At 71.2% G+C, this 21,098-nt stretch carries 20 protein-coding genes and 1 riboswitch; of the genes, 14 read left to right on the top strand and 6 right to left on the bottom strand.

All coding sequences use genetic code 11. The features are described 5' to 3' along the window. The first annotated feature begins 110 nt into the window (after positions 1–110). The gene (locus ACWD11_RS12265) at positions 111–539 is read left to right on the top strand and encodes a hypothetical protein (RefSeq protein ID WP_451282802.1); all 429 of its coding nucleotides are present in this window, start codon (positions 111–113) and stop codon (positions 537–539) included. 17 nt (positions 540–556) lie between these two features. Here ACWD11_RS12265 and ACWD11_RS12260 read toward each other — a convergent pair whose 3' ends face one another. Further along, positions 557–1,768 carry an MFS transporter gene (locus tag ACWD11_RS12260; protein WP_451282800.1) on the bottom strand — a complete coding sequence of 404 codons (1,212 nt, stop codon included), beginning with the start codon at positions 1,766–1,768 and terminating at the stop codon, positions 557–559. A gap of 116 nt (positions 1,769–1,884) precedes the next feature. On the opposite strand from ACWD11_RS12260, the gene ACWD11_RS12255 reads away from it, so the two are divergent. Next, positions 1,885–3,075: an ROK family transcriptional regulator gene (locus tag ACWD11_RS12255; RefSeq protein ID WP_451282798.1), complete on the top strand. Its 1,191-nt coding sequence runs from the start codon at positions 1,885–1,887 to the stop codon at positions 3,073–3,075. 88 nt (positions 3,076–3,163) lie between these two features. Here ACWD11_RS12255 and ACWD11_RS12250 read toward each other — a convergent pair whose 3' ends face one another. Both ACWD11_RS12250 and ACWD11_RS12245 read right to left on the bottom strand, forming a co-directional pair. After that, entirely contained in the window at positions 3,164–3,907 is a 744-nt protein-coding gene (locus ACWD11_RS12250) for an SDR family oxidoreductase (protein WP_451282796.1), read from the bottom strand. A gap of 89 nt (positions 3,908–3,996) precedes the next feature. Continuing rightward, on the bottom strand, positions 3,997–6,336 hold the full coding sequence (locus ACWD11_RS12245) for a chitinase C-terminal domain-containing protein (protein ID WP_451282794.1): 2,340 nt from the start codon (positions 6,334–6,336) through the stop codon (positions 3,997–3,999). Between the two features lie 176 nt (positions 6,337–6,512). Further along, positions 6,513–6,643, top strand: a riboswitch (FMN riboswitch). A 151-nt stretch (positions 6,644–6,794) separates the two neighbouring features. Here ACWD11_RS12245 and ACWD11_RS12240 point away from each other — a divergent pair. The 9 genes from ACWD11_RS12240 to ACWD11_RS12200 all read left to right on the top strand — a co-directional run bounded on the left by ACWD11_RS12240 (position 6,795) and on the right by ACWD11_RS12200 (position 14,015). Further along, positions 6,795–7,388: a riboflavin synthase gene (locus ACWD11_RS12240; protein ID WP_389420664.1), complete on the top strand. Its 594-nt coding sequence runs from the start codon at positions 6,795–6,797 to the stop codon at positions 7,386–7,388. Continuing rightward, positions 7,385–8,026, top strand: coding sequence for a nicotinamide mononucleotide transporter family protein (locus ACWD11_RS12235; RefSeq protein WP_389420663.1), 642 nt, complete (start codon positions 7,385–7,387; stop codon positions 8,024–8,026). Before ACWD11_RS12240 ends, ACWD11_RS12235 begins: the two co-directional genes overlap by 4 nt. Next, positions 8,023–9,312 carry a bifunctional 3,4-dihydroxy-2-butanone-4-phosphate synthase/GTP cyclohydrolase II gene (locus ACWD11_RS12230; RefSeq protein WP_451282792.1) on the top strand — a complete coding sequence of 430 codons (1,290 nt, stop codon included), beginning with the start codon at positions 8,023–8,025 and terminating at the stop codon, positions 9,310–9,312. The genes ACWD11_RS12235 and ACWD11_RS12230 overlap by 4 nt, the downstream gene beginning before the upstream one ends. 22 nt (positions 9,313–9,334) lie before the next feature. Beyond that, positions 9,335–9,820, top strand: a complete 486-nt coding sequence (gene ribH, locus ACWD11_RS12225; protein WP_389420661.1) for a 6,7-dimethyl-8-ribityllumazine synthase — start codon at positions 9,335–9,337, stop codon at positions 9,818–9,820. 34 nt (positions 9,821–9,854) lie between these two features. Continuing rightward, positions 9,855–10,127, top strand: a complete 273-nt coding sequence (locus ACWD11_RS12220) for a phosphoribosyl-ATP diphosphatase (protein ID WP_186285040.1) — start codon at positions 9,855–9,857, stop codon at positions 10,125–10,127. Between the two features lie 47 nt (positions 10,128–10,174). Then, entirely contained in the window at positions 10,175–11,023 is an 849-nt protein-coding gene (hisG, locus tag ACWD11_RS12215; RefSeq protein WP_389420660.1) for an ATP phosphoribosyltransferase, read from the top strand. 11 nt (positions 11,024–11,034) lie between these two features. After that, positions 11,035–11,478 (top strand): PH domain-containing protein, encoded by a 444-nt coding sequence (locus ACWD11_RS12210; protein WP_389420659.1) that lies wholly within the window; start codon positions 11,035–11,037, stop codon positions 11,476–11,478. A gap of 153 nt (positions 11,479–11,631) precedes the next feature. Beyond that, complete coding sequence (locus ACWD11_RS12205; protein ID WP_451282789.1) at positions 11,632–12,957, top strand: hemolysin family protein; 1,326 nt, start codon at positions 11,632–11,634, stop codon at positions 12,955–12,957. Then, the gene (locus ACWD11_RS12200) at positions 12,954–14,015 is read left to right on the top strand and encodes a hemolysin family protein (RefSeq protein WP_451282787.1); all 1,062 of its coding nucleotides are present in this window, start codon (positions 12,954–12,956) and stop codon (positions 14,013–14,015) included. The genes ACWD11_RS12205 and ACWD11_RS12200 overlap by 4 nt, the downstream gene beginning before the upstream one ends. Before the next feature lie 31 nt (positions 14,016–14,046). On the opposite strand, the gene ACWD11_RS12195 is transcribed toward ACWD11_RS12200, so the two are convergent. Together ACWD11_RS12195 and ACWD11_RS12190 are read right to left on the bottom strand one after the other, a co-directional pair. Continuing rightward, positions 14,047–15,909, bottom strand: a complete 1,863-nt coding sequence (locus tag ACWD11_RS12195) for an AAA family ATPase (RefSeq protein ID WP_389420656.1) — start codon at positions 15,907–15,909, stop codon at positions 14,047–14,049. Between the two features lie 432 nt (positions 15,910–16,341). After that, a complete protein-coding gene (locus ACWD11_RS12190; RefSeq protein WP_389420655.1) occupies positions 16,342–16,992 on the bottom strand; it encodes a uridine kinase family protein in 651 nt (216 codons plus the stop codon). 167 nt (positions 16,993–17,159) lie between these two features. On the opposite strand from ACWD11_RS12190, the gene ACWD11_RS12185 reads away from it, so the two are divergent. The 3 genes from ACWD11_RS12185 (at position 17,160) to ACWD11_RS12175 (ending at position 19,497) form a co-directional block, all read left to right on the top strand. Further along, the gene (locus ACWD11_RS12185; protein ID WP_389420654.1) at positions 17,160–18,524 is read left to right on the top strand and encodes a peptidase C39 family protein; all 1,365 of its coding nucleotides are present in this window, start codon (positions 17,160–17,162) and stop codon (positions 18,522–18,524) included. Positions 18,525–18,619: 95 nt separating this feature from the next. Beyond that, a complete protein-coding gene (locus ACWD11_RS12180; RefSeq protein WP_389420653.1) occupies positions 18,620–18,760 on the top strand; it encodes an SCO1431 family membrane protein in 141 nt (46 codons plus the stop codon). A gap of 77 nt (positions 18,761–18,837) precedes the next feature. Beyond that, on the top strand, positions 18,838–19,497 hold the full coding sequence (locus ACWD11_RS12175; protein ID WP_389420652.1) for a TetR/AcrR family transcriptional regulator: 660 nt from the start codon (positions 18,838–18,840) through the stop codon (positions 19,495–19,497). Positions 19,498–19,548: 51 nt separating this feature from the next. Here the strand turns inward: ACWD11_RS12175 and ACWD11_RS12170 are convergent, their stop codons facing one another. Beyond that, positions 19,549–20,802 (bottom strand): glycoside hydrolase family 18 protein, encoded by a 1,254-nt coding sequence (locus ACWD11_RS12170; protein ID WP_451282784.1) that lies wholly within the window; start codon positions 20,800–20,802, stop codon positions 19,549–19,551. Positions 20,803–21,098 lie beyond the last annotated feature (296 nt).

Below are 21,098 nucleotides of genomic sequence, written 5' to 3'. Positions count from 1 at the left end.
TATCCGGCTCGACCCTGACTCATCCACTAGCGGCACCCGACACCCGGCGCCCTCGGATGAGAGTGCGCCGCGGTCGATTCCGGTTCTGCACCACGGAAAGGGAACTCCGCATGCTCACTCGTCTTCGCGCTGTCCTCGGTGTGCTGGCGGCGGCTCTGCTGCTCGGCCTCACCGTGGGTGCGGCTCCCGTCCAGGCCGATCCCGCCAACGCCAACACCGCGACGGTGCAGGATCCGACCGGCACCTTCGGACTCAGCGTCACACCCGCCAGCGCCTCGGTGGGTGACACGGTGTACGTGACCCTCGACTACACGAACAAGGGGTCCGCCACGGTCCAGACGAACTTCGGCTACACCGGCTCCCCTGTGGGTTCCTACGCGATCGGGGCCCCCACCGGTGACACCGCGGTCTGCGGCGGCCCTCTGATCGTCGAGGGCGGCTGCACCTACCTGCTGGTTCCGGGCGGCGACTCCCGGCGCGCCACCTGGCCCGGCCAGTCGTTCTACTTCCTCCCGCCGCTGGTGCTCTGCGTCCACTGACGCGCAGCCAGTTGCTTTCAGGGCCGGGGGTCGGGCACGGCCGCGTCCGGGTGGCTGATCCGGGTGGACTTGCGCTCCGCGGTGCGCAGGACGCCCGCGAAGCCGGCGAGGCCGGTGGACAACAGCGTCACCAGGGCGAACGACACCACCAGGCTGGTCAGCTGGGCCAGCCCCCCGATCGCGCTGGGCGCGACCAGACCGGAGGTGTACGTGATGGTCGCGACGCCCGCGATGGCCTGACTGGGGTTGGGGCCGCTGCGGCCGGCCGCAGCGAAGCACAGCGGCACGACCACCGCGATGCCGAGCCCCATCAGCGCGAACCCGGTCATCGCCACGGCGGGATGGTCCGCCAGGACGATCAGCAGACCGCCGAAGGTGGCGAGGACACCGCCGGAGCGGACGGTGCGCACGGCGCCGTACCGGTCCACCACCTTGTCGCCCGCGATCCGGGCGATGGCCATGGTGAGCGTGAACCCCGTGGTGCACGCGGCGGCGAGCCCGGCCGAACTGCCCAGCTCGTCGCGGAGGTAGACGGCCGACCAGTCCAGGCTCGCCCCTTCCGCGAACACCGCGCAGAACCCGACCGCGCCGATGAGCAGCGCCGAGCGCGGCGGCAGCGCGAACCGGGGCGGCGGTTCCTCGTCCTGGGCGGGCTGGAGGTCGAGCACCCAGGTGCACGCGACTATTCCGGAGACGGTCAGGACTGCCGCCGCCAGCGCGTGGTGCACCCGGGCGTCCGTGCCGAGGTGCGCGGCGAGCGTGCCGCCGAGCGAGCCGAGGACCGCGCCCGCGCTCCACATGCCGTGCAGCCCGGACATGATCGACCGGCCCAGGCGGTTCTCCACCTCGACGCCGAGCGCGTTCATCGCCACGTCGGCCATGCCCGCCGTGGCGCCGAAGACGAACAGGGCGAGGCAGAGGGTGAGCAGGTTCGGGGCGAGGGACGGCAGCACCAGGGCGAGCGTCCACAGCGCCATCAGCGCGCGCAGGGCGGCGCGGGCGCCGAAGCGGTGGGTGATGCTGCCGGCGAGCGGCATCGCCACCGAGGCACCCAGCGCGGGGAAGGCCAGGGCCAGCCCCAACTGGCCCGCGCTCACCGACGCGTGGTCCTGGATCCACGGCACCCGGGTCGCGAACGACCCGGCCACGGCTCCGTGCACGGTGAAGACCGCGGCCACGGCATAGCGCGCCCGCTTCACCTCGCGTCCGTCGTAGACCCCGTCACTCATGCTCAGGCCCCTCCCTGTGGCTGCCGATGCCGTAAACTATCAGGAAGCCTGCCTGATAGATAGGGGATTACATGGCCGCGCCCCGCACGGCCCCGCCGATCTGGAAGGATCCCGGCATGTCCGCATCCCCCAGCACCGCCCGGGCCATCAACGACCGGCTCGCCCTGCGCCTGCTCCAGCAGGAGGGCCCCCTGACGGCGGGGCGGCTGAAAGAGCTGACCGGACTGTCCCGGCCGAGCGTCGCCGACCTCGTCGACCGCCTCATCGCGGCCGGACTGATCGAGGTCGTGGGGGAGTCGGGGGAGCAGCGCCGCGGCCCCAACGCCAAGGTGTACGGCATCGTCGCCGCCCGGGCCCATCTCGCGGCCCTCGACGTGCGCACCGAGGGCGTCGCGGTGGCCGTGTCCGACCTGGTCGGCGTGGTGCTGGCGGAGGCGTCGGCGCCGATCGACGGCGGCGTCGGCACGGGCCCCGCGGTCGAGCAGGCGGTGGCCCTGGTGGAGCGGGCGGTGAAGGAGGCCGGCGTGGACCGGCCGCACACGGTGGGCATCGGCACCCCGGGCCTGATCGACCCGGCGACGGGTGAACTGCGCCGCACCACAGGGCTGCCGGAGTGGCACCGGCGTCTGGTGGCGGCGCTTCAGGAGCGGCTGCCCGAGGCGCGGGTCAGTGTCGAGAACGAGACGAACATGGCGGCGCTGGCCGAGCAACGGGACGGCGCCGCGGCGGACCGCGACACCTTCGTCCTGCTCTGGCTCGGCATGGGCGTCGGCGCCGCCGTGGTGCTGGACGGCGTGCTGCGCCGGGGCGCCTCGGGCGGTACGGGCGAGATCGGCTTCCTGCCGGTGCCGGGCACCACGGGCCTGCCGTCCGCGACGGACTGCGACGGCGGCTTCCACTCGCTGGCGGGGGCGGCCTCGATCGCGGAACTGGCGGCGCGGCACGGAGTGACGGCGCCGGAGAGAGCGGGCGAACCGCATGCGGCGACGCTGGTCCGCACGGCGGTCCAGGCCGCGGACCCGGCTGCGCACGCAGGCTTCCTGGACATCCTCGCCGACCGCCTGGCCCTCGGCGCCGCGGCGGTCATCTCGGTCCTGGACCCCGGCTGCGTGGTCCTGGGGGGCGAGGTCGGCCGGGCGGGCGGGGCGGAGCTGGCCGCCCGGGTCCAGGACCGCCTGGTGCGCATGTCGCCGCTGCCCACGGAGGTGCGGGCGAGCACCCTGGGCGGGGCGGCGGTGCTGAGGGGCGCGCTGCTGACGGCACGGGACCGGGCCCAGGAGGAGCTGTTCGCTCCACCGGCCCGTTAAATCGACTCAGCGACTCAGCGACTCAGCGACTCAGCGGCTCGCGCGCAGCGGCTCAACGGCTCAGATCCGCTCATCGGCTCGGAACCCCTCAGCGCCCGAAGCGCACCGCCAGATACTCCTCGAAGGTCCCCGTCCCCACCGCCCGCTCCGGTGCCAGATGCCCGCCCGCCTTGAAGGCCCGGTACGCCTTGCCCGCCAGGGGGAGGTTCACCACCCGGCGCTTTCGGCCCGTGGCCTTCAGATAGGCGCGGGCCAGGGAGTCGAACGGCCGTACCTCCGGGCCCGCCATGTCCGGGACCCGGCCCGCGGGAGCGGCCAGTGCCAGTTCCACCAGACGGTCCGCCACCTCGGCCACGTCGACCGGCTGGTCCCGCACCCCGGCCGGCACCAGCATCACCGGAGGCTTGGCCAGGATCTCGAACACCCGCGCCAGCAAGTCGTGGAACTGGGTGGCCCGCAGGATCGTCCAGCCGAGGCCCGACTCCTCGATCAGCTTCTCCACCGCGAGCTTGCTCCGGTAGTAGCGGAACGGCACCCGGTCGACCCCGACGATCGAGATGTAGGCGAGGTGTCCCACCCCGGCCCTGCGCGCCGCCGCGATCAGCTGCGCCGCCGCCTTGTCGTCCCCACCGCCCGGCGTGCTCGCGCAGTGCACGATCGCGTCCACGCCCGACACGGCCGCGTCGAGCACGGGCCCGCCCTTGCGCAGGTCCACGGCGTACGGCTGAGCGTGCCTGCTGAGCACCCGCACCTCGTGCCCGTCCGCGAGCAGTCGCTCCGCGACGAGCCGGCCGAGGGTTCCGGTACCGCCGGTCACCAGGATCGTTGTCATGTCCGGCATCCTGCCAGAGCAGGAGGTTGAAGGCCCGGCGGCGGGCAAGGGCCGTCGTCACCGCCGCCGGGCCGGTCCGAGCGCGGGGCTCAGCAGGCGCCGAGGTCCTGCCACACACCCCATTCACCGGTGGTTCCGGGCTCCTCGCCCTTCGTCCACCACTTCGCCTTCCACGAGTGCCCCTTGTGCGCGACCTGACTACCGCCGCCGTACTCCGTGGCGGAGTTCCAGCCGGGCGCGGTGCAGGCACCGGGCGTCGGGGTCGGCGTGGGAGTCGGGTTCGTCGGGTCCGGGGCGGGCCCGGTGCCCGATCCCGGTTCCACCAGCGTGGTGCCGCGGGCCAGGTCGCCGGCGAGGGCGTACGTCGTCCCGTTGATGTTCACCGTCCAGTTCCACGGCGTGGACACCGGCAGGTAGTAGTTGAACGACAGCTCCACCGACGCGCCCGGCGCCACCGACTGCCAGCTCGGCAGCTTCAGCGAGACCCGGTGGAAGTCGCCCTTCAGCCCGCCCACGTTGGAGCCGGTGTGGTCGCTGCTGATCACCTTCGTGCCGAAGCCCGACTGGTCGGAGGCGTTGGCCGGAGCGGCGGTCGCGTAGTCGAACTGGAACTCCGTACCGCCCGGCAGCGTCGACTTGGTGCGGTTGGTGATCTTCACCTTGGGCGTGATCGGGTAGTTGGAGTCACCGAGCTTGAACTCCCCGAACTCCACGCCGATGTCGACGGCCTTCGCGGGCAGCGCCTTGTTCGAGACCCGCGCGCCGTACGGGGAAGCGGACTTGAACTTCTCGTACATCGCGGTCGTCAGCGTCGACCCCGGCTCGTACTGGCCCTTCGCCGCGTTCCAGCGGTAGTCCCCGGCCAGCTCCCACACCATCGTGCCGCCGATGCCGTTGCGGACGACGTAGTCGGCCTTGGCGTTCACCGACTGCTCGTCCTCGGTGGACAGGAACACCTTCTTCTCGGCGTTCCACAGCCACGGCGCGACCAGCGTGGAGTCGTACTTGCGGGCGTACGTGCCGGTCAGCTTCGTGTCGGCGGGGAAGCCGTACTTGGTGACGTAGTCGCCGACGACGCCCTTCTCCAGGTTCTTGGCGTGCCACATCGGGTTCGAACCCGCGGGCGACTCCTTGCCGTTGGTGTCGAGGTCGTGCCAGAGGTTGTCGATCCCGGTGGCCCCGTCACCGCACTTGGTCAGCCCGGACCCGGCGGGGCAGTTCGTGGACGTAGCCCTGCCCCACAGCCCGTCGGTCCCGCCGGTGACGTTCTTGAACCCCCGGGTGTAGTAGGGGAGTCCGATGTTGATGCGCCCGGCCGGCATCGAACCGCGGAAGTAGTGGTACGCCCAGTCGGTGTTGAGATACCCGATTCCGCCGTACTGGGAGGCCGAGTACACGCCCGCGGCGGCCAGTTCGGCGTCCTTGCCGTCGTCGAAGAGCGAGGCGTTCGGGCCGACGTACTCGTTCCAGGCGCCGTGCAGGTCGTACGACATGATGTTGACGTAGTCCAGGTACTTCTGGACCTGGAAGGTCTCCATGCCGCGCAGCAGGTAGCCGGAGGAGGGGGCCGCGACCGAGAGCAGATAGTGCTTGCCGTCCGCCGCGCCCGCCCGGTCGAGCTTCTCGCGCAGGGTCTTCATCAGGACCGCGTAGCCCTTGACCAGACCGGCCCTGCGGGCGTTGGCGAGGGACCAGTCGAGCGGGTTGCCCGCGTCCTTCATGGTCGTCGGGTACTCGTAGTCGATGTCGACGCCGTTGAAGCCGTACTTCCTGATGAAGTCGACGGCGGACGTCGCGAAGGTGTCGATGCCCGCCTGGTTGACCGAGCCGTCGGCGTTGGTGGCCATCGAGTAGAAGCCGCCCGAGTTCACCCGCGTGCCGTCGGCCGCGAAGTAGCCGCCGGTCTCGGCCCAGCCGCCCACCGAGATCAGCGTCTTGACGTTCGGGTGCTGCTTCTTGAACTTGTTCAGCAGGTTGAAGTGGCCCTTGTAGGAGAAACCGGGGTCCATCTCCGCCCCGCTCACCCCCGGCCAGGTCATCCCGGTCGCCGGGTTGGTCGCGCCGTCCGCGCCGACCGAGAGCTTGTTGGCGCCGTCGACGTGCGCGAACGCGTAGTTGAGGTGGGTGACCTTGCCCCACGGGATGTTTGGGGCGAGGTAGGCGGGGGTGCCGTCCTTGCCGGTGCGCCAGCCGGTGAAGTAGCCGATCACCCGGCGCTGGTGGTCGGCGCCCATCTTCTCCCGGCCCTCGGCGTCGTAGACCGAGCAGTAGGGGACGTCGACGCCGGGCGTCTTGTAGAGGCCGTCGGGGCGGCAGGACTCCTGGTCGGCGGCGTGCGAGGCGGTGGCCGGGAGCCCGGCGAGCACCAGGCCGGCGACCGTGGCCGCCGCGGCGAACAGGGCGGGTCTCGCTCGGTTGCGTGACAGCAAGTCGGTTCCTCTCCAAGGAAGTTGCGCAGACCCTAGGGAGGACTAGACCAATGCGTCAATAGGTATGGACCAATTAGGGTCGAGGAGACGTCCGGCCGGGCCGCCTGTGAGCCACCCCACAACCGTCACCCGCATGGACGTCGTCGCGGCGTGGCAGACTGGCCCTGTACCAGTAGCAGCGCACTCCGGGGTCGGTGAAAGTCCGAACCGGCGGTTACAGTCCGCGACCCGGTCGCCTCCAGCGACCGGTTGACCAGGTGAAATTCCTGGACCGACGGTTAAAGTCCGGATGGGAGGCAGTGCGCGGCGGGCGGGCATTCGTGCGCGCCGCCGATCTGAGCTCGTCCTTTGCGGACGGGTTTTTTCCGGCGTCGCTCCCGGTGTCGTCGTCCGCGGTCTCTGTCGTTCCGCGACAGCCCCCGGAGTCCGTGCCCCGATGTGGCAGGAGGACCCGGGACGTGTTCACCGGAATCGTCGAAGAGCTGGGCGAGATCACCGCCGTCGAGAACCTCGGCGACGCCTGTCGCTTCCGGCTGCGCGGCCCCGTCGTCACCGACGGCGCCCAGCACGGGGACTCCATCGCGGTCAACGGCGTCTGCCTCACGGTCGTGGACCACGAGGGCGACGAGTTCACCGCCGACGTGATGGCCGAGACCCTGAACCGCTCCAGCCTGGGCGCCCTCGGCGTCGGCTCCCGCGTCAACCTGGAGCGCCCCACCGCGGTCGGCGCCCGGCTCGGCGGGCACATCGTGCAGGGCCATGTCGACGGCACCGGCGAAGTGCTGGAGCGCAAGCCGTCCGAGCACTGGGAGATCATCAAGATCTCGCTCCCCGGTGACCTCGCCCGGTACGTCGTGGAGAAGGGCTCGATCACCGTCGACGGCATCAGCCTCACCGTCGTCGACGCGGGCCCCGACCACTTCACCGTCAGCCTCATCCCCACCACCCTCGCCCTGACCACGCTCGGCCACAAGCAGCCCGGCGACCCGGTCAACCTCGAGGTCGACGTCATCGCCAAGTACGTCGAGAGCCTCCTCGGAGCGGCCAAGTGAACTGGCTGAACTCCGAGGCGTTCGTCCTGTTCGGCCAGCACATCATCTGGTCGGACATGGTCGGCAACATCCTGGGCCTGATCACCCTCGCCCTCGGCTTCCGGCGCTCCCTGTGGACCTGGCCGGTGCAGTTCCTCTCCGGCCTCGTCCTCTTCGGCGCCTTCTACGGCCATCTGACCGGCAGCGCCGGCAAGCAGGTCGTCGTCATGGCCGTCGCGCTGTACGGCTGGTGGCAGTGGAACCGCGGCACCGCCCGGGCCGCGGACGGCAAGGTCGCCGTCCGCTTCGCCACCTGGACCGAGCGCGCCGTGATGGCCGCCGCGGCCGCCGCCGGCACCGTCGGGGTGGCCCTGCTCTTCAAGGCGTACCCGAGCCTGTCCTGGGACCCTTGGCCGGACGCCTACATCTTCGTCGGCACCATCGTCGCGATGTACGCCCAGGCCCGCGGCATGGTCGAGTTCTGGTTCGCCTGGCTCCTCGTCGACCTCGTCGGCGTCCCGCTGAACTTCGCGAACGGCTACGCCTTCTCCGGCTTCGTCTACGTCATCTACGGCGCACTCGTCCTGTGGGGCATGCGCGACTGGTGGCTGCGCTCCCGCAGGGACACGCGGCCCGTCCTGGAAGGAGCGCCCGCATGAGCAGGGTCCCTGTCCTGTACAGCAGCGACAACATCGAGAACTGGTCGCTCGACCCCATCGAGCAGGCCATCTCCGACATCGCGGCCGGCCGCCCGGTCGTGGTCGTCGACGACGAGGACCGGGAGAACGAGGGCGACCTCGTCATCGCCGCCGAGAAGGCGACCCCCGAGATCGTCGCGTTCATGATGAGCGAGTGCCGCGGTCTGGTCTGCGCCCCCATGGAGGGCGAGGAGCTGGACCGGCTGCGCATCCCCCAGATGGTCGAGAACAACACCGAGTCCATGAAGACCGCGTTCACCGTCTCCGTGGACGCCTCGGGCGCCCACGGGGTGACCACCGGCATCTCGGCCGCGGACCGCGCCACCACGCTCCAGCTGCTCGCGAGCGGTGAGGCGGCAGCCGACGACTTCGTGCGGCCCGGCCATGTCTTCCCGCTGCGTGCCAAGCCCGGCGGCGTCCTGGCCCGCAACGGCCACACCGAGGCCGCCGTCGACCTGGCCCGCCTCGCCGGTCTGCGCCCGGCCGGCGCCATCGTCGAGATCGCCGGCGAGGACGGCCGGATGCTCCGCCTGCCCGAGCTGATCCCCTTCGCCCGCAAGCACGGCCTGACGATCATCTCCATCGAGGACCTGATCGCCTACCGCCGCTCCGCCGAGCCCACCGTCCGCCGCGAGGCCGAGGTCCACCTGCCGACCTCGCACGGCACCTTCACGGCGTACGGCTACCGCTCCACCGTCGACGGCGTCGAGCACGTCGCCCTGGTGCACGGCGCGATCGGCGACGGCGAGGACGTGGTGGTCCGCGTCCACTCCGAGTGCCTCACCGGCGATGTCTTCGGCTCCCTGCGCTGCGACTGCGGCCCCCAGCTGGACGCGGCCATGGACCGCATCCAGAGCGAGGGCCGGGGCGTCGTGGTCTACCTGCGCGGCCACGAGGGACGCGGCATCGGCCTGCTGTCCAAGCTGCGCGCCTACGAGCTCCAGGAGCGCGGCCGCGACACCCTGGACGCCAACCTGGAACTCGGGCTGCCCGCCGACGCGCGGGACTACGCGGCCGGGGCTCAGATCCTGGCTGACCTGGGCGTGCGCAGCGTCCGCCTGATGACCAACAATCCCGACAAGACCGACGCGCTCGTCCGGCACGGCATCAAGGTCACCGACCGGGAGCCGATGCCCGTCACCGCGGGCGAGCACAACCTCCGGTACCTGCGCACCAAGCGGGACCGGATGGGACACGACCTGCCCTGGCTGGAGGCGGCCCCCGTCTCCGCGTGCGGCAACCAGTAAGCAAGGGACACCGAGGAGAGACGTGAGCGGCAAGGGTGCACCGGAACTGTCCGTACAGGGCGTGGGCGATCTGCGGGTCGCCGTCATCGCGGCGCAGTGGCACGAGAAGGTGATGGACGGCCTGGTGGACGGCGCCCTGCGCGCCCTGCACGACCTCGGCATCGACGAGCCGACCCTGCTCAGGGTCCCCGGCAGCTGGGAGCTCCCGGTCGTCGCCAAGGTCCTCGCGGGCCGCGGCTACGACGCCGTCGTCGCGCTCGGCGTCGTCATCCGGGGCGGCACCCCGCACTTCGAGTACGTCTGCCAGGGCGTTACCCAGGGCCTCACCCAGGTCTCCGTGGAGACCGGCGTCCCCATCGGCTTCGGCGTCCTCACCTGCGACACCGAGGAGCAGGCCCTGGACCGGGCCGGGCTGACCGGCTCCAGCGAGGACAAGGGGCACGAGGCGGTGACCGCGGCGGTCGCGACCGCGGCCACGCTGCGTTCAGTATCCGAACCCTGGCGCTGACGAACCGGGTGCGTGGCATAGGCTGAGCGTCACCATGTCCAAGAAGACGTTCGAGGAGCTCTTCACCGAGCTCCAGCACAAGGCCGCCAACGGCGATCCCGCCACGTCCCGCACCGCGGAACTGGTCGAAAAGGGTGTCCACGCCATCGGCAAGAAGGTCGTCGAAGAGGCCGCCGAGGTGTGGATGGCCGCCGAGTACGAGGGCAAGGACGCGGCCGCCGAGGAGATCTCGCAGCTGCTGTACCACGTCCAGGTGATGATGGTCGCGCGCGGGATCTCCCTCGACGACGTCTACGCCCACCTCTGAGCCGCTGCCGCACCCCCCGTACATCTCACGCAAAGGAAGCCGACCTCATGCTGCGCATCGCCGTCCCCAACAAGGGTTCCCTGTCAGGCCCTGCGGCGGAGATGCTGCATGAGGCCGGCTACCAGCAGCGCCGCGAGTCCAAGGAACTGCGCATCGTCGACCCGGAGAACGAGGTCGAGTTCTTCTACCTCCGCCCCCGCGACATCGCGATCTACGTCTCCTCGGGCCGCCTCGACATCGGCATCACCGGCCGTGACCTGCTGATCGACTCCGCCGCCGACGCCGAGGTGATCCTCCCGCTCGGCTTCGCCCGCTCCACCTTCCGCTTCGCCGCCAAGCCCGGCACCGCGCAGGACGTCCAGGACCTGAAGGGCAGGACCGTCGCCACCTCCTACGAGGGCATCGTCGAGGGATACCTCGCCGACCAGGGCGTCGACGCCTCCGTCGTCCACCTCGACGGCGCCGTCGAGACGGCCATCGAACTCGGCGTCGCCGAGGTCATCGCCGACGTCGTCGAGACCGGCACCTCGCTGCGCAACGCGGGCCTGGAGGTCTTCGGCGAACCGATCATGAAGTCCGAGGCCGTCGTGATCCGCCGTACCGGCGCCGACGCCGAGGACCCCAAGGTGCAGCAGTTCCTGCGCCGCCTCCAGGGCGTCCTGGTGGCCCGGACGTACGTGATGATGGACTACGACTGCCGAGTCGAGCAGCTGGAGAAGGCCGTCGCCCTCACGCCCGGCCTGGAGTCCCCGACCGTCTCCCCGCTGCACAACGAGGGCTGGGTCGCCGTCCGGGCGATGGTCCCCGCCAAGGAGGCCCAGCGGATCATGGACGACCTGTACGACATCGGCGCGCGGGCCATCCTCACCACGGCCATCCACGCCTGCCGCCTCTGAAAGCACACCAGATGTCCGACCTCCCCGCACTCCCCGTCACCTTCCGGCCCGGCCGCACCCGTGCGGTCCTGCTCACCGCCGGGGCCGCGATCTTCGTGGTGATCACCGCGGTGGCCCTGCTGCTGGAGAACCTCGGCCCGGGTGAGCGCCTCAGCTTCATCCTCACCGGGGCGCTCATGTTCGGCGTCCTGGCGCTGCTCGCCCGGGTCAGGGTCGTCGCCGACGACACCGGCGTCACCGTGGTGAACATCGCCGGCAGGCGCCGGCTGGAATGGGCCGAGATCATCCAGGTGAACCTCCGGCCCGGCGACCCCTGGGTCTTCCTCGACCTCAGCGACGGCACCAGCCTGCCCGCCCTCGGCATCCAGCCCGGCATCGCCAAGCAGCAGGCCATCGCCGACGCCCGCGCGCTGCGGGCGCTCGTGGAGGCCCGCGGCACGAGGGATCTGCCCTAGACGGCCCGGTCGTGATTAATCTGTTGGCGGAGGCGTTCTCGTGACGCCTCCGCCGCTGATGTTCCTGCTACCCGAGGAGTGACTCCCTCCAGCGATGGACGGATCGTCCTGTAGTACCTGCGCCGCCCCCTCCCGGGATACCGAGGCGGCGGCATGACCACCCCCCTGCTCCTGCTCGCTGCGGCCTTCCTGCTGATCCTCGCCAACGGCTTCTTCGTGGCCGCCGAGTTCGGCCTGGTGACGGTCCAACGCCCCGACGCCGAGAAGGCCGCCGCCGAGGGCGACCGCCGCGCCCGTACCGTCGTCGAGTCGCTGAAGGAACTCTCCTTCCAGCTCTCCGGCACCCAACTCGGCATCACCATCACCTCCCTCGTGGTCGGCATGCTCGCCGAACCGGCGCTCGCGGAACTGCTCAACGGCCCCGTCACCGCCGTCGGCATCCCCGACGCCGCCGTCTCCGGGGTCGCCGTGATCGTCGGCATGCTGCTGGCGTCGGCCGTGCAGATGGTGATCGGCGAACTCGTCCCCAAGAACTGGGCGGTCTCCCGCCCCTTGCAGGTCGCCCGGTTCGTCGCGGGCCCGCAGCACCTGTTCGCGCGGGTCTTCCGGCCGGTGATCGCCGCCCTGAACTCCGTGGCCAACCGGCTCGTCCGCGCGCTCGGCATCGAGCCCACCGAGGAGCTGGCCTCCGCCCGCACCCCCGGTGAACTCGTCTCCCTGGCCCGCCACTCCGCCCGGGCCGGCACCCTCGAACAGGACACGGCCGACCTCTTCGTACGGACCCTCTCGCTCGGCGGGCTCACCGCCCAGCATGTGATGACCCCCCGGGTGAAGGTCAGCGCCCTGCAGTCGTCGGCGACCGCCGAGGACGTGGTCAACCTGACCCGCGCCACCGGCCTGTCCCGCTTCCCCGTCTACCGGGACCGGATCGACGAGGTCGTCGGCATGGTCCACCTCAAGGACGCCCTCGCCGTCCCCGCGGCCGACCGGCTGCGCACCCCGGCCGGCCGGATCGCCCGGTCCGCCCTGCTGGTCCCCGAGACCCTGCCGGTCCGGCCGCTGCTCGCCCGGCTGCGCAGCGAACAGCCCATCGCCGTCGTCGTCGACGAGTACGGCGGCACCGCCGGGGTCGTCACCCTGGAGGACATCGTCGAGGAACTCGTCGGTGAGGTCCGCGACGAGCACGACGGCCAGGACATCCCCGAACTCGCCGCCGCCCCGGCCGAGGAGGGCCGGCCCGCCTGGGACGCCGAGGGCAGCTGCCGCGTCGACATCCTCCGGCGGATAGGACTCGACGTGCCCGAGGGCCCGTACGAGACCGTCGCCGGTCTGGTCGCCGACCTGCTCGGCCGGATCCCGGTCCCCGGTGACAGGGCCGAACTGCCCGGCTGGCGGCTCTCGGTGCGCCAGGTCGGTCACTACCGCGCCGAGCGGGTCCGCCTCGTGCGCACCGCCCCCGTGGCGGAGGCCGCCCGATGAGCGTGCTCCAACTCCTCTTCGCCGCACTGCTCGTGCTCGCCAACGGCTTCTTCGTCGGCGCCGAGTTCGCCCTGGTCTCCGTCCGCCGCAGCCAGATCGAACCGCTCGGCACGGCCCGCGCCCGGCAGGTGCTGTACGGCCTGGAACATCTGCCGCAGATGATGGCGGCGGCCCAGTTCGGCATCACCGTCTGCTCGCTGACCCTCGGCGCGGTCGCCGAACCGACGGTCGCCCACCTCCTGGAACCCTTCTTCGCGTGGGTCCATCTCCCGCACGCGATGATCCACCCGCTGGGGTACGTCATCGCCCTCGCGACCGTCGTCTTCTTCCACCTCGTCGTCGGCGAGATGCTCCCGAAGAACCTCGCGATGGCCGCGCCCGAGAAGGCCGCTCTCTGGCTCAGCCCGGGCCTGGTCGCCTTCGCCCGCCTGTGCCGGCCTCTCACCGCCGCCCTCGGCGCCTGCGCCCGGGGCATCCTGCGGCTCTTCCGGGTCGAGCCCAGGGACGAGGTCGAGGCCGTCTTCACCAGCGAACAGCTCAACCGGCTGGTGGAGGACGCGGGACAGGCGGGCCTGCTCGACCCCGAGGAGCAGGAACGCCTGGAGGACGCCCTGGAACTGGGCTCCCGCACGGTGACGGACGTCCTGCTGAGCCGCGAGTCCCTGATCACGGTGCCGCCCTCGGTCACCCCGGGCCGGATCGTCGGCCTGACCGCCCGCACCGGCTACTCCCGCTTCCCGGTGGTAGCGGACACGGGCGCCTTCATGGGCTACCTGCACGTGAAGGACGTACTGGACCTGGAGGACTCGGAGCGTGCGGTGCCCCAGCAGATCTGGCGCCCGATGACCACGCTGCGCCCCGAACTCCCCCTGGACGACGCCCTGACGGTGATGCGGCGGGCGGCCACCCACTTGGCGCAGGTCGCGGACGCGTCCGGCCGGGTGCTGGGCCTGGTCGCCCTGGAGGACGTCCTGGAGCTGCTGGTCGGCGAGGTGACGGACCCGGCGCACCGGGAGGTGCCGAAGCAACCGGAACCGGAACAGGTACTGGCGTCCTAGCGGGTGCGGGTGGGCACGGGGTCCGTCCCCCTCACAGGGTCGGCGGATCCTGCGGCCCGCGCCCCGACAGCACCTCTCCGTACGCCTGCATCAGATCCGGCAGCCGCAGCGTCGACAAGTCGTCCCGGGTCAGGGTCCCCGGGTACGTCGACAACCGCAGATCCCGGTACGCGCAGCTCTTCTCGTACAGCGTCCGCAGGAAGCGGCCGTTGCCGAGCTCGTCGATCCACCCCTGGTCCACGACGTGCCCGGCGATGGAGCGCAGCTCGTCCAGGGCCTCCTCGTCCCAGACGTCGCCGTTGTCGCCGGCGAGCACCTCGCCGATGGAGGTGAGCTCCTGGGGCCGGTAGGAGGGGAAGTCCACGCGGGTGGTGAAGCGGGAGGACAGACCGGGGTTGGCGGCCAGCAGGCGGTCCATGCCCTCGGGGTAGCCGGCCAGGATCACCACCAGGTGGTCCCGGTTGTCCTCCGCCCGCTTCAGCAGCACCTGCAGGGCCTCGTCGCCGTAGGCGTCGCCCTTGCCGTAGCCGGTGTTGGACAGCGAATACGCCTCGTCGACGAAGAGCACCCCGCCCAGTGCGGAGTCGATCAGCTCGTTCGCCTTCACGGCCGTCTGGCCGAGGTACTCGCCCACGAGATCGGCCCGTTGCGCCTCGACCAGGTGGTCACCGCCGAGCAGCCCGAGGGCGTAGAAGACCCGGCCCAGGATGCGCGCGACCGTGGTCTTGCCGGTGCCGGAGGGGCCGGAGAAGACGAAGTGCCGTTTCGGCGGCTGGACCGGCAGCCCCTGCCCCGCCCGCAGCCGTGCCATGTTCAACTGGGCGGACAGCGCCTTGACCTGGCGCTTGACCGGCTCCAGGCCCACCATGCGCTCGAGTTCGGCGAGCGCCTCTTCGAGTAACCCGGGGTCCGTGGGGCCCGCGAGCGGCGGCTGCCCGGGCAGGCCCGCCCGCTCGCGCACCGCCGGGTCGGGCACGGGCGGCAGCGGGCCGGGCGACGGCAGATCCGGCCCGGAGAGCTTCAGCTCACGCCCCTCGCCGAAGAACGGGTCGAGGGTGTCGGGGCCGTCGACGGAGTCCTGGCCGAACCCGGTGAGGGTGATCGGCGCGAGATCGCCGGCCTCGTCGTACCCGTCGCCCTCGGCGATGGCGGCGAGCCGGGCCGAGGTGTCCATGAAGGCGGGGTCGACCCGGTGCACGGCCCGGTACAGGGGGAGTGCGGCGGCCGACCGGCCGGTGCCCTCGTGCGCCCGCGCCAGCCAGTACCGCAACTCCTTGCGCTGCGGCTGCTCGCTGCGGCAGCGCATCAAGGCCGCCGAGAGCAGCGGTTCGGCCTGGCCGTACATCTCCAGCCGGACCCGGGCCATGCCGCCGAACAGTCCGGCCTCGATGCCGAGCATGGGGTCGTCGAGCAACGGGTCGGTGTGCCGGACGAGTTGCTCCCAGTCCTTGACCAGATAGGCCCGGCAGGCGTGCAGGAAGCGGACCTGGGCGTCGGCGTCCACCGGCGGCAGTCCGGCGAGCGCCCGGTCCAGCTCCGGCACATGCCGGCCGTCCAGCCAGTGCGAGGCGTGCGCGAGCAGCAGATCGCGCGGGCTCTCCAACACCGGCTGCACCCACCAGCCGAGCCAGTACCAGGAGTTGAGGGTGCGGCGGTGCCGGGCGCGCTGTTCGCCGAAGCGGTCCCGGTGCCGGAACATCCGCAGCAGCGCGGTCGTCGTGTCGACGCGCAACGCGTGCAGGCCGAGCCAGCCGTCGGCCATGCCCGGATCCATCCGCACCGCGGTGCGGAACTCCTCCTCCGCCTGCGGATAAGCGCCCATGGTGTAGGCGTCCACGCCTCGCAACCAGGCGAGGTCGGCCGGGGCCTCCGGGCCCTGCGTGCCGAAGTCCATCACGTCCCCCACAAACCGTGCCCCCGTCGGTTGACCACCGGGCCGTCGCCCGTCGGCCTCGAGAACAGAACCGCCGTACTGCGGACCGGAGTTGCAACGGTGCGTGGAGCTGCAGTCCCAGGTCGCACCGAGGGCATCGTACCTGCGGGGGTGCGGCCCGCCCCAGGGTGCCGCACCGGCCGTTTGGCGAGGTGGGAGCAGTCGGGGGCGCGGCGGCCGGTAACCGAGGGTGAGCGAAACACGGCTCGGCGCGGCCGGAAAACGGGGGTGAGGGCAGAACGAAGCCCCCGATCACGGGGGAACAACCGGGGGCTTCGCGTCTGGCGGGCGGTCCGCATCGACCGCACATTGAGAACGTAAGACCTGTACGGCCCTTGGGTCAAGCGGAGTTGGGGCCCTGCGGCGAGTTCTCGCCGACCCCTCTTCACCACTTCACCACAGTGCGGAGGGGTCCTCACTCAGCGTGATGGCGTGGTCCGTTTTCAGGGTCCCGGCGGGTCCGGAACGCAGCTCGTACCCCTGGGCGCACTGCCGTACCAACCCGTCCGCGAAGGGTCGTGAGGGGTCCTCGGTGAAGTGTTTCTCTTCCGCTGCGACCCAGCCGTCCCAGAACTCCCGCTGCTCCTCACCGTCCCGCGACCGGCCGCGCGACCAGGCCTCGGCCGGCGGCAGCTCCATCCACAGCAGAAAGGCCAGATATGGCCGTAGCGCGCGCCGCCCGGCGCCGACGCCCTCGACGAGGACCACCGGGGCGGGCGGCAGGGGCACGGGGTCCCGGAAGCGGCGGGCGTGCCAGTCGTAGGGGGCGTAGTGGGCGGTTCCGCCGCGGGAGAGGGGCTCGATCACCTGGGACACGAGCCGGCCCGTCCAGTCGAAGAGCTCGTCATGGCAGGCGATGTCGTCGAGCCGCAGCACCGGCGCCCCGCCCAGCGCCCGCGCCAGCCGCCCGGCGAAGGTCGACTTCCCGGAGCCGGCGTGCCCGTCGATCCCGATCAGCCGGACGGGACCGCAGGACGCGGGGAGGCGGTGGAGGAGTGCGGTGAGGTGGTGGATGGCGGTTCCCGGGGTGAGTGGGGCGGGCACCGGAAGTCTAGTGACGCGGCACCCCGGGTGACGTCAGTGGTCGAGGCCAATATTGCTGGCGCGGCATGCCCGGAAGTGCTGGCAGGAGGCGTCGGCTGCGGCCATAGTTGGCGCACACACCGTGCACTGGACCTGCCCCGACTCGGACACCTGGGGGTCTTTCGCCCATGAGCAGATCCGAACAGCCGTCCCGCAGAACCGTCCTGACCGCCGCGGTCGCCGCGGCCGTGACCGGCACAGCGGGCGCGGTCCCGGCCGTGGCCGCCCCCACCGGAGCGGCCGGCCCCGCGCACTCCGCGGCCGGCCAGATCGACAACCGCGCCTGGACGACGTACACCGACTGGCGCTCGGGCACCGGCAAGGGCACCCGTGCCGTCGCGGGCCCCCGTCCCGGCGTGGCGATCGGCGCCCCCGTCGGCCTCGCCGACTACACCGACCCGCACACCGGCACCACCGCCACCTGGGAGTACGCGACCTGGACCTCGCCCGTCCACCGGCTCGCGGTGCCCTCGACCGAGGCCATCGCCTCCTGGAACGCGCACACCCCGGACGGCACCTGGCTCCAGGTCGAGCTGAAGGGCACCTACTCCGACGGCACCGACACCCCCTGGTACGTCATGGGGCGCTGGGCCGCCGGTGACCAGGACATCAGGCGGACCTCCGTCGACGACCAGACCGACGACAAGTCCACGATCTGGACCGACACCTTCGCCATCGACGACCCGGCGACGGGCCTGCGGCTGACCTCGTACCGGCTGCGGCTGACCCTCTACCGCAAGCCGGGCACGAAGCGGACCCCGACCGTGTGGCGGCTCGGCGTCATGGGCTCCGACGTCCCGGACCGCTTCACCGTCCCGGCGAGCACGCCCGGTCTCGCCCAGGAACTGGCCGTTCCGCGCTACTCGCAGGAGATCCACGTCGGCCAGTACCCCGAGTACGACAACGGCGGCGAGGCCTGGTGCAGCCCCACCTCCTCGCAGATGATCATCGAGTACTGGGGCGGCCGGCTCACCGAGGAGCAGCTGGCCTGGGTCGACCCGGGCTTCGCCGACCCGCAGGTGTGCCACGCCGCCCGGTTCACCTACGACTACCAGTACGCGGGCTGCGGCAACTGGCCCTTCAACGCGGCCTACGCGGCCACCTTCAAGGACCTCCAGGGCGTGGTCACCCGGCTCGGCTCGCTGACCGACCTGGAGACGCTGATCGCGGCCGGGATCCCGGCCATAACGTCCCAGTCGTTCCTGAAGGAGGAGCTGACGGGGGCGGGCTACGGCACCTCGGGGCACCTGATGACGGTGATCGGCTTCACCGCCGAGGGCGATGTGATCGCCAACGATCCGGCCTCGCCGAGCAACCCGGCGGTGCGGCGGGTGTACCGCAGGCGGGAGTTCGAGAACATCTGGCTGAGGACCAAGCGGTACAACGCCAGCGGCAAGGTCGCCTCGGGCACCGGCGGCGTCTGCTACCTGTACTTCCCGGCGCGTCTGTCCGCGCGGCAGTGCGCGGCGCTCGCGGCGGTGGGTGTGCGCTGAGACGTCGTAGGACGGCCCCCGGACTCCCCCCGGGGGCCGTTCGCTGTGACCAAGCTCTCGGCCACAAAAGCCCTGCTCGGTGGCAAGGTGGACGGATGACCACGAATGCAGCCACGGTCGCCCGCGTCCGCACCGGCGGCCCCACGGAAGACGGACCGAAGATCCTCGAACACGTCATGGGGTGGACCCTCGTCGTGGTCGTCGCGATGCTGGTGACCCAGCTCGGCCTGCTCTGACTTGATGTGATCTGACACATATTCGAACCTGCCATACTGCGGGGGTCCCGCCGCCCCGCTCGAGACCAGGGTCGACATTGAAGAGTGAGCAGCACGCTGCCGTCCTCCGCCCCCGGGCGCGCGGCACCGAGCGATCGGCGGCCCGCCGCGCCGAACTCATCGCCATCGGGCGGAGGTTGTTCGCCGACACCTCCTACGACGCCCTGTCGATGGACGACATCGCGCGGCAGGCGCAGGTGGCCAAAGGGCTGATCTACTACTACTTCCAGTCCAAGCGCGGCTACTACCTGGCGATCATCAAGGATTCCGTCGACGACCTGGTCACCTACGCGGCGAGCGGCGTCGAACTGCCCCCGGTGGACCGGGTCCACCGCACGATCGACAGCTATCTGCGCTACGCCGAGCACAACCAGGCCGCCTACCGCACGATCGTCAGCGGCGGGGTCGGCTTCGACACCGAGGTGCACGCCATCCGGGACGGGGTGCGCGAGGCGATCGTCGCGACCATCGCCGAGGGCGCGTACGGCCGTACCGACATCTCCCCGCTCGCCCGGACGGGCCTGCTGGCCTGGGTGTGCGGCGTCGAGGGTGCCGCCCTGGACTGGACGGGCCGGCCCGGCCTCTCCCGTGACACCATGCGCGAGCTGCTGGTGAAGACCCTGGGCGGCGCCCTGCGCGCCATCGAGGAGCTGGACCCCGCCTACCCGGCCCCCGGGCCCGCTCGCCGCGAGGCATGACGAAGGGGCGGAGTCTCGTGGTCTCCGCCCCCAGGCCCCCCGTGTCAGGGGTCAGTTGATCGCCTTGATGAGCTCACCGTTCGCGGTGTCCCCGCTGAGCTCCCAGAAGAAGGTGCCGGCCAGCCCCTGCCGGTTCTTGTACGCCATCTTGGCCGCGATGGTCGCCGGGGTGTCGTAACTCCACCAGTCGGAGCCGCACTTGGCGTACGCCGTGCCGCCCACGGTGCCGGTCGCCGGGCACTTGGACTTCAGGACCTTGTAGTCTTCGATGCCCTGCTCGTACGTACCCGCCGCCGGGCCGGTCGCGGTGCCGCCGGGGGCCGACTGGGTCACTCCGGTCCAGCCGCGGCCGTAGAAGCCGATGCCGAGCAGGAGCTTGGAGGCGGGGATGCCGAGGCTCCTGAGCTTGGCGATGGTCGCCGAGCTGTGCATGCCGGCCTTCGGGATGCCCGGGTAGGAGGTCAGCGGGGAGTGCGGAGCCGTCGGACCCTTGGCGTCCCAGGCGCCGAAGTAGTCGTAGGTCATGGGGTTGTACCAGTTGACGTACGGGGCCGCGCCCGCGTAGTCGGCGGCGTCGATCTTGCCGCCGGCGGTGGCGTCGGCGGTGATCGCCGCGGTCACCAGGTTGCCGGTGCCGAACTTCGCGCGCAGCGCCTGCATCAGGTTCCTGAAGGCCGCCCGGCCGCTGGTGTCGCAGGTCAGGCCGCAGGCGTTCGGGTACTCCCAGTCGATGTCGATGCCGTCGAAGACGTCCGCCCACTTGGAGTTCTCGACCAGGTCGTAGCAGGACTGGGCGAACGCGGCCGGGTTCTGGGCCGCCTGGCCGAAGCCGCCGGACCAGGTCCAGCCGCCGAAGGACCACAGCACCTTGAGGTTCGGGTGCTTCTTCTTCAGCTCGCGCAGCTGGTTGAAGGTGCCGCGCAGCGGCTGGTCCCAGGTGTCGGCGACGCCGTCGACCGACTCGGCCGCGGTGTAGGTCCGCTCGGTGGCCGCGTAGGAGTCGCCGATCGCGCACTTGCCGCCGGTGACATTGCCGAAGGCGTAGTTGATGTGCGTGAGCTTGGCCGCGGAACCGGACGTCTCGATGTTCTTGACGTAGTACTTGCGGTCGTAGGTGCCCCATTCGGTGAAGTAGCCGATCACCTTGGAGCCGGCCCCGGCCCCGGGAGCGCTCGCTTTCGAGGGGGCCGCAGCGGGGGCCGACGCGGTGGCCGAACCCGCCCCGGCGAGCAGTCCGGCGCCGAGGACGGCCGCACAGGCGGCGGAGACCAGCGCCCGGAACCGGGTGCGGTGGGGAATGTGCATCGGGTGTCTCCTCGTGGGGGAGAGGGGGACGTGCGCCGATTGGCATGAACGCGGTAAGCGTTGCCCGCACAGTAGGAGGACTAGACCAGTCGGGTCAATGGTTCGGACCAATTTCGCGCGGCTTGAGTTTTCTTGGAGTAAGCGGTCGTTAACTGGTGACTCGGTGCCTCCGATCGGGCATACTCACAGCGCACAGCCGCTGGTCAGCAGCTTCCGCGACCCGGGAGTGCGAGCCGTCGGCCGCACCATGTGAGACCTGGCGGAGCCGCCCCACCCAAGGCGCACGTCCGCCGATG

It is taken from the genome of Streptomyces sp. NPDC002776 (genome assembly GCF_053592195.1).
This window is presented reverse-complemented; position numbering and strand designations above follow the sequence as displayed.